6 protein-coding genes are annotated in these 6,929 nt (G+C 73.7%); 4 read left to right on the top strand and 2 right to left on the bottom strand.

What is annotated here, in order from left to right:
* Positions 1–85 precede the first annotated feature (85 nt).
* Together ACFWOG_RS38270 and ACFWOG_RS38265 are read right to left on the bottom strand one after the other, a co-directional pair.
* Complete coding sequence (locus ACFWOG_RS38270; protein ID WP_329947646.1) at positions 86–757, bottom strand: GntR family transcriptional regulator; 672 nt, start codon at positions 755–757, stop codon at positions 86–88.
* A gap of 77 nt (positions 758–834) precedes the next feature.
* The gene (locus ACFWOG_RS38265; protein WP_380364128.1) at positions 835–1,590 is read right to left on the bottom strand and encodes an alpha/beta fold hydrolase; all 756 of its coding nucleotides are present in this window, start codon (positions 1,588–1,590) and stop codon (positions 835–837) included.
* A gap of 190 nt (positions 1,591–1,780) precedes the next feature.
* Between ACFWOG_RS38265 and ACFWOG_RS38260 the strand changes: the two genes are divergently transcribed.
* The 4 genes from ACFWOG_RS38260 (at position 1,781) to hpaD (ending at position 6,886) form a co-directional block, all read left to right on the top strand.
* A complete protein-coding gene (locus tag ACFWOG_RS38260) occupies positions 1,781–3,241 on the top strand; it encodes a fumarylacetoacetate hydrolase family protein (protein WP_380364126.1) in 1,461 nt (486 codons plus the stop codon).
* 81 nt (positions 3,242–3,322) lie between these two features.
* Positions 3,323–4,243, top strand: a complete 921-nt coding sequence (gene dapA, locus ACFWOG_RS38255; RefSeq protein ID WP_329947643.1) for a 4-hydroxy-tetrahydrodipicolinate synthase — start codon at positions 3,323–3,325, stop codon at positions 4,241–4,243.
* A gap of 44 nt (positions 4,244–4,287) precedes the next feature.
* The gene (hpaE, locus tag ACFWOG_RS38250) at positions 4,288–5,832 is read left to right on the top strand and encodes a 5-carboxymethyl-2-hydroxymuconate semialdehyde dehydrogenase (protein ID WP_380364124.1); all 1,545 of its coding nucleotides are present in this window, start codon (positions 4,288–4,290) and stop codon (positions 5,830–5,832) included.
* A gap of 22 nt (positions 5,833–5,854) precedes the next feature.
* On the top strand, positions 5,855–6,886 hold the full coding sequence (gene hpaD / locus ACFWOG_RS38245) for a 3,4-dihydroxyphenylacetate 2,3-dioxygenase (RefSeq protein ID WP_329879822.1): 1,032 nt from the start codon (positions 5,855–5,857) through the stop codon (positions 6,884–6,886).
* The last annotated feature ends 43 nt before the right edge of the window (positions 6,887–6,929 follow it).

The raw sequence follows: 6,929 nt of genomic DNA, 5'->3' as shown, positions 1-6,929 counted from the left end.
CTCCCGCCCCTTCCGCGTGCCGCCCCTGCTGCGGGCTCGGCGCCCCGCTCGGCGTCCGGACCCGGGTCCGGACGCCGGGTCCGGCTCAGCCCGACGGCTTCGCCTGGTGCAGCGCGTCGGCGGTGGCCGCCTTGTGGGCACAGGCCACGCGCTCGATCTCCGCCATGTCGGCACCCCGCTCGATCAGGTCGAGGATGTGCTCGTGCTCCACCACCGAGCGCCGGGCCCGGCCCGGGACGTAGGTGAAGGTGGAGCGCCGCATGTGGTCCAGCCTGGCCCACTCGGCCTCCAGCAGCGACCGCAGGTGCGCGTCCGGGCAGTGCTGGTAGATGGAGAAGTGGAAGGTGCGGTTGAGGGCGGTGAACGCGGCCGGGTCGAACTCGTCCAGCGCGGCCACCATCCGGGCGTTGATCTCGCGCGAGGCGGCGATCTGGTCCGGCGTCAGCAGCGGCGCGCAGATGGCCGTCGCGTACCCCTCCAGCCGGGCCAGGATCTGCAGCGAGTGCTCGACCTGGACGGACTCGAAGACCGCGACCCGGGCCCCGATGTTGCGCACCACCTCGACCAGGCCGTCCGACTGGAGCCGGCGCAGCGCCTCGCGCAGCGGGATGGTGCTCACCCCGGTCTCCTGCGCGAGCTGGTTCATGACCAGCCGGTAGCCCGGCCCGTACGTGCCGTCGAGGATGCGTGAGCGGAGCAGCTCGTAACTCTGCTCGGCCTTCGACCCGCCGGTGGATCGGTCCTTCGCGGAACCCAACGCCGTTCCCTCGTCCTTCCTCACACCGGCCATCGCCCCCGTGGCGGACCGCTCGGCGGTCCGCGCGCCCCGTGCGGTCACCGTGCGAGGGCCTTCAGTACGACACGGCGGAACTCCGCACCGGCCACGGCCCCCAGGTGATCGCCGGGGACGGTCACCAGCTCCGCCCCGTCAAGGGGAGCAACGATACTCTCGATGCCCCGGGTCATCACATCGTCCGCGCCGACGACCACGACCGGCGCGACCCGGCCGGCCCAACCGCCCGGCGCGAAGGGGGTGTTGCGCAGCCCCTCGACGCAGCGGGCGAGGGCCGGGGCCCGGTCGCCGCGCGAGCGGACCAGGCCGGCGACCATGCCGGTGAAGGGGTCCTCGGGCTCGCCGCCGCCGGCCACCGCGCGGTGCAGCGCCTCGACGTCGACGGCCGCGAACGGCTCGCGCGGGCTGAGCCCGCCGAGCACCACGCGCCCCACCCGCCCGGGCGCGACGGCCGGGAACTCCCAGGCCAGCCGGGCGCCGAGGGAGTAGCCCACGAGGTCGAACTCCCCCATCCCGAGGGCGTCCAGGGCCGCCAGCAGACGGTCCGTCAGGGTGCCCGCGCCCATCTCGGCGGCGTCGACCGGGTCGACCGAGGCGCCGTGGCCGGGCAGGTCCGGCACCACGACGGTACGGCCGGTGGCGGCGAGCGCGGCGGCGGTGCCCGGTGCGATCCAGTCGGTCACGCCGTCGGAGACGAAGCCGTGCAGCAGGACGACGGGCGGCTCCCCTCCGGTGGTCCGCACGTCGCCCTCCGCCGGCGTGATGATCCGCACCGCCAGGCCGTCGATCTCTCTCATGCCCCTGCACCTCTCCCCAGTTTTCGCATACGATTTTTGATAGTACTGCACGCACCCTCCCCGGTCATGACCTCGACAGGGTCGATCTGCGCCCACGGATCATGTACGAAGTCGCATCCGATCAACCATGGTCAGCGCCCATCGCGTCCGCTATCGTGCATGATGCCGTATACGATTACAGGAGGGCAACGTGGAGCACCCCCTAGGGCTGGCGCCGGGAAAGATCATCGCGGTCCACCTCAACTACCGCAGCCGCGCGGCTGAACGCGGCCGGACACCGGACGCCCCCTCCTACTTCCTCAAGCCCCCCACCTCGCTCTCCTGGAGCGGACGGCCCGTCGTCCGCCCGGCGGGCTGCGAACTGCTCGCCTTCGAGGGCGAGATCGCCGTGGTGATCGGCACCCGCGCCCACCGGGTCTCCCGGGAGAACGCCCTGGAGCACGTGGCCGGCTACGCCGCCGCCAACGACTTCGGCGTCTACGACCTCAAGCACGCCGACCTCGGCGCCAACCTGCGGGCTAAGGGTCGCGACGGCTACACCCCGGTCGGCCCCGCCCTGCTCACCGACGTCGATCCGGCCCGGCTGCGGCTGCGCACCTGGGTCAACGGCCTGCTCGTCCAGGACGCCTCCACCGAGGAACTCCTCTTCCCCGTCGACCTGCTGATCGCCGACCTGTCCCGCTCGACCACCCTGGAGCCGGGCGACGTCCTGCTGATCGGCACGCCGGCCGGCTCCACCGTCGTCCGCCCCGGCGACGTGGTGGAGGTCGAGCTGGAGGAGAGCGGCCGGCTGCGCAACGAGATCGTCGCCGAGGAACCCGGCGTCACCGAGTACGGCGCGCTGCCGCGGGCGACCGAGGCCGCCCGGCAGGCGGCCTACGGATCCGCGCACGACGCCGGCCACCCGCCGCCGGCCGCCGGACGCGCCGCCGCCCCCGCGGGCCCGGCCGGCCTCGACGAGGAGACCGCCGCCGCGCTGCGCACCGTCTCCACCGCCACGCTCTCCAGCCAGCTGCGCGCACGCGGCATCGACCACCACTTCATCGAGGGCGTCCGCCCGGCCCGCCCCGACCTGCGGATGGTCGGCGTCGCCCGCACCCTGCGCTACCTGCCGCTGCGCGAGGACGTGTTCGCCGAGCGCGGCGGCGGGATGAACGCCCAGAAGAGCACCGTCGAGGAGATCCTGCCCGGCGAGGTGCTGGTCATCGAGGCCCGCGGCGAGCACGGCTCCGGCACCCTCGGCGACATCCTCGCGCTGCGCGCGCTGCGCCGCGGCGCGGCCGGGGTGGTCACCGACGGCGGGCTGCGCGACAGCCCGGCCTTCGCCGAGCTCGACCTGCCCTCCTACTACGCCGTCGCGCACGCCGCCGTGCTGGGCCGCCGGCACGTCCCGATGGACTCGCAGGTGCCGGTCGCCTGCGGCGGGGTGCTCGTCATGCCCGGCGACGTGCTGGTCGGCGACGCCGAGGGGGTCGTGGTCATCCCGCCCGCACTGGCCGCCGAGGTCGCCCGGGCCGCCGTCACGCAGGAGGACGAGGAGCGCTTCATCCTGCGGCAGGTGGACCGGGGCGCCGGCATCAAGGGGCTCTACCCGATGGACGAGCACTGGCGCGCGCTCTACCTGCGCGAGCACCGGCCGCAGGGCGACTGACCCCCGCTCACTCCCGCACTTCCCCGCCCGCACTTCCCCGCCCCTCTCCCCCTCTCCTCCCCCACTCCCGACGGAGAACCGATGAAGTTCCGAAGCGACCCGTCCGTGATCCGCGGCTCCCTCGCCCCCGTGGTCACCCCCTTCACCGACGCCGGCGCCGTGGACCACGACTCGCTGCGCGCCCTCGTCCGCTGGCAGCTCGACTCCGGCTCGCACGGCATCTCGCTGGGCGGCTCCACCGGCGAGCCGAGCGCGCAGAGCGTCGCGGAGCGGATCGCCGCGATGCGCACCGCCGCCGACGAGATCGCCGACCGGGTGCCGTTCCTGCCCGGGACCGGCTCCGCCAAGCTCGACGAGACCCTCGAACTCACCGCCGCCGCGGCCGAACTCGGCGCCGACGCCGCGCTGGTGATCACCCCGTACTACGCGCGGCCCACCCAGGAGGCGCTCTACCGGTGGTACGCCACGGTGGCCCGGGAGTTCCCCGACCTGCCGCTGGTGATCTACAACGTGCCCTCGCGCACCGCCGTGGACATCGAGCCGGAGACGGTGCGCCGGCTGTTCACCGACTTCGACAACGTCGTCGGCGTCAAGGAGACCACCAAGGACTTCGAGCACTTCTCGCGCGTCCTGCACGCCTGCGGCCCCGAACTGCTCGTCTGGTCCGGCATCGAGCTGCTCTGCCTGCCCCTGATGGCGCTCGGCGGGGCCGGGTTCATCAGCGCAGTCGCCAACCTCGCACCCGCCGCCGTGGCCCGGATGTACGAACTGTGGGAGCAGGGCGACCACGCCGGCGCCCGCGCGTTGCACTACCGGCTCCACCCGCTGGTGGACTTGCTGTTCGTGGAGACCAACCCGGCCCCCGCCAAGTGGGTCCTGGCCCGGCAGGGGCGGATCGCCTCCGACCACGTCCGTCCGCCGCTCACCGCCCCGACCGACGCCGGCCTGGAGCGGATCCGCGCGCTCCTCGCCGCGGGCGGCGACCTGACCCAGCAGCTGTGACCCCGGGGCCGGCGGCCCCGCCCACCACGAGAGCAGGAGACGAGATGACCACCAGCACCCAGGCGACCCCGGAGGCCGCCGCCGACCCCGCCGGCGCGCCGGCCCGCCCGGCCGGACTGCCCGGCGCGATCCTGCACTGGATCGGCGGAGCGGCCGCCCCCTCCGCCGACGGCCGCGTCCTCGACGTCGCCGACCCGGTCTCCAACACCCCCTACGCCACCCTCGCCGCGGGCGGCGCGGGTGACGTCGAGCGCGCCGTCGCGGCGGCCAGGGCCGCCTTCCCCGCGTGGGCGGCACTCGGCAACCGCGAGCGGGCCACCGTGCTCAACCGGATCGCCGACGCCGTCGAGGCCCGCGAGGAGGAGCTGGCCGCGTTCGAGTCCTTCGACACCGGCCTGCCGATCACCCAGGCGCGCGGCCAGGCCCGGCGAGCCGCCGAGAACTTCCGCTACTTCGCCGACGTCGTCGTCGCCCTCGGCGAGGAGGCGTTCCGGGTCGGGAGCCAGCAGCTGAACTACGTGGTGCGCACCCCGGTCGGCGTGGCCGGACTGATCACCCCGTGGAACACCCCGTTCATGCTGGAGAGCTGGAAGCTGGCACCGGCCATCGCCTCCGGCTGCACCCTGGTGCTCAAGCCCGCCGAGTGGACCCCGCTGTCCGCCAGCCTCTGGCCGCAGATCCTCACCGAGGCGGGCGTGCCGGCCGGCGTGGTCAACATCGTGCACGGGCTCGGCCCGGAGGCCGGTCAGGCCCTGGTCGACCACCCGGACGTGCCGATCCTGTCGTTCACCGGCTCCACCGCCACCGGCCGGCACATCGTGCGCTGCTCGGCGAACCGGCTGAAGACCGTCTCCATGGAGCTGGGCGGCAAGTCCCCGGTCGTGGTCTTCGCCGACGCGGACGTCGAGGCCGCCCTGGACTCGGTGGTGTTCGGCGTCTTCTCGCTCAACGGCGAGCGCTGCACGGCCGGCTCCCGGGTCCTTGTCGAGCGCCCGCTGTACGAGGAGTTCACCCGCCGGCTGGCCGAGCGGGCCGAGCGGGTCAGGGTCGGCCTGCCGGGCGACCCGGCGACCGAGGTCGGCGCGCTGGTGCACCCCGAGCACTACCGGCGGGTGCTGGACTACGTCGAGACCGGACGCACGGAGGCCCGGCTGGTCGCCGGCGGCGGACGCCCGGAGCACCTGCCCGAGGGGAACTACCTCCGGCCGACCGTCTTCGCGGACGTGCCGCGCGACGCCCGGATCTTCCAGGAGGAGATCTTCGGCCCGGTGGTCGCGGTCGCCCCGTTCGACGACGAACACGAGGCCATTGACCTGGCCAACGCCACCGAGTACGGTCTGGCCGCCTACGTGTGGACGTCCGACCTCAAGCGGGGTCACCGGGTCGCCCACGCCGTGGAGTCCGGCATGGTCTGGATCAACTCCCACAACGTCCGCGACCTCCGCACGCCGTTCGGCGGGGTCAAGGCCAGCGGCCTCGGCCGCGAGGGCGGTGCGCACAGCATCGACTTCTACACCGAGTCCAAGATCGTCCACGTGATGCTCGGTGAGGTCCACACCCCGCGCTTCGGCGCCGACGAGCAGCACTGACCCGCAGATGGAGGTCACGGAGATGCCCACCCCCCCGGACGTCGTACGCTCCGCCTACGCCCAGCTGGTCGTCACCGACCTGCCCCGGACCCGCTGGTTCTGGGTCGACATGCTCGGCTTCCACGTCCAGTACGAGGACGACCGCACGCTGTACCTGCGGGGCACCGACGAGCTCACCCACCACAGCCTCGTCCTGCGGGTGGGCGACGCCGCCGCGCTGGACCACCTCGCCTACCGGGTGCGCACCCCGGAGGACCTGGACCACGCCGAGGAGTTCTTCACCGCACTCGGCTGCCCCGTGCGCCGGGTCCCGGCCGGCACCGGCACCCGCGGCGTCGGCGACGCCGTCCGCGTGGTGGACCCGCTCGGCTTCACCGTCGAGTTCTTCCACGCGATCGAGCGGGCCGAGCGGCTCATCCAGCGGTACGACCTGCGCCGGGGGGCGGAGGTCGCCCGGCTGGACCACTTCAACATCGTGGTGCCGGACATACCCGCCGCCTACGAGCACTACCGCTCCCTCGGCTTCGGCTGCTCGGAGACCATCGAGGGCGACGAGCACGAGCTGTACGCGGCCTGGATGTTCCGCAAGCAGACCGTCCACGACGTCGCGTTCACCAGCGGCGCCGGGCCGCGGCTGCACCACGTCGGGGTCTTCGCCCCCGAGGCGCACCAGGTGCTGCGGACGGCCGACATCTTCGGCTCGCTGCGGGCCGAGCACCACATCGAGCGCGGGCCCGGGCGCCACGGCGTGTCCAACGCCTTCTACGTGTACCTGCGCGACCCGGACGGCCACCGGGTGGAGATCTACACCTCCGACTACTACACCGGCGACCCGGACCACGAGACCTTCCGCTGGAACGTGAACGACGACCGGCGCCGGGACTTCTGGGGCAACGCCGTCATCGAGTCCTGGTACAAGGAGGCGGTGCCCGTGCTGGACCTCGACGGGAAGCCGCAGCCGGTCGTCTCGGCCGCGCTGGACGAGTCGGCGGTCCAGGTCGGCGCGGACGGGCTGGGGAACATCCCGGCGGCCGTGCCGGCCGCGGAGGGCTGACCGGCCCGCACCCCGCCGACCGACGCCGCTGCCGCCCCGGGTC

The organism is Kitasatospora sp. NPDC058406 (genome assembly GCF_042722765.1).
Classification (GTDB): domain Bacteria; phylum Actinomycetota; class Actinomycetes; order Streptomycetales; family Streptomycetaceae; genus Kitasatospora.
This window is presented reverse-complemented; position numbering and strand designations above follow the sequence as displayed.

What these genes read in the sequence shown, in the direction of transcription:
- ACFWOG_RS38265 (WP_380364128.1), bottom strand. Translation starts at nt 1,590, where the DNA reads ATGAGAGAGATCGACGGCCTGGCGGTGCGGATCATCACGCCGGCGGAG.
- dapA (WP_329947643.1), top strand. Translation starts at nt 3,323, where the DNA reads ATGAAGTTCCGAAGCGACCCGTCCGTGATCCGCGGCTCCCTCGCCCCC.
- hpaE (WP_380364124.1), top strand. Translation starts at nt 4,288, where the DNA reads ATGACCACCAGCACCCAGGCGACCCCGGAGGCCGCCGCCGACCCCGCC.
- hpaD (WP_329879822.1), top strand. Translation starts at nt 5,855, where the DNA reads ATGCCCACCCCCCCGGACGTCGTACGCTCCGCCTACGCCCAGCTGGTC.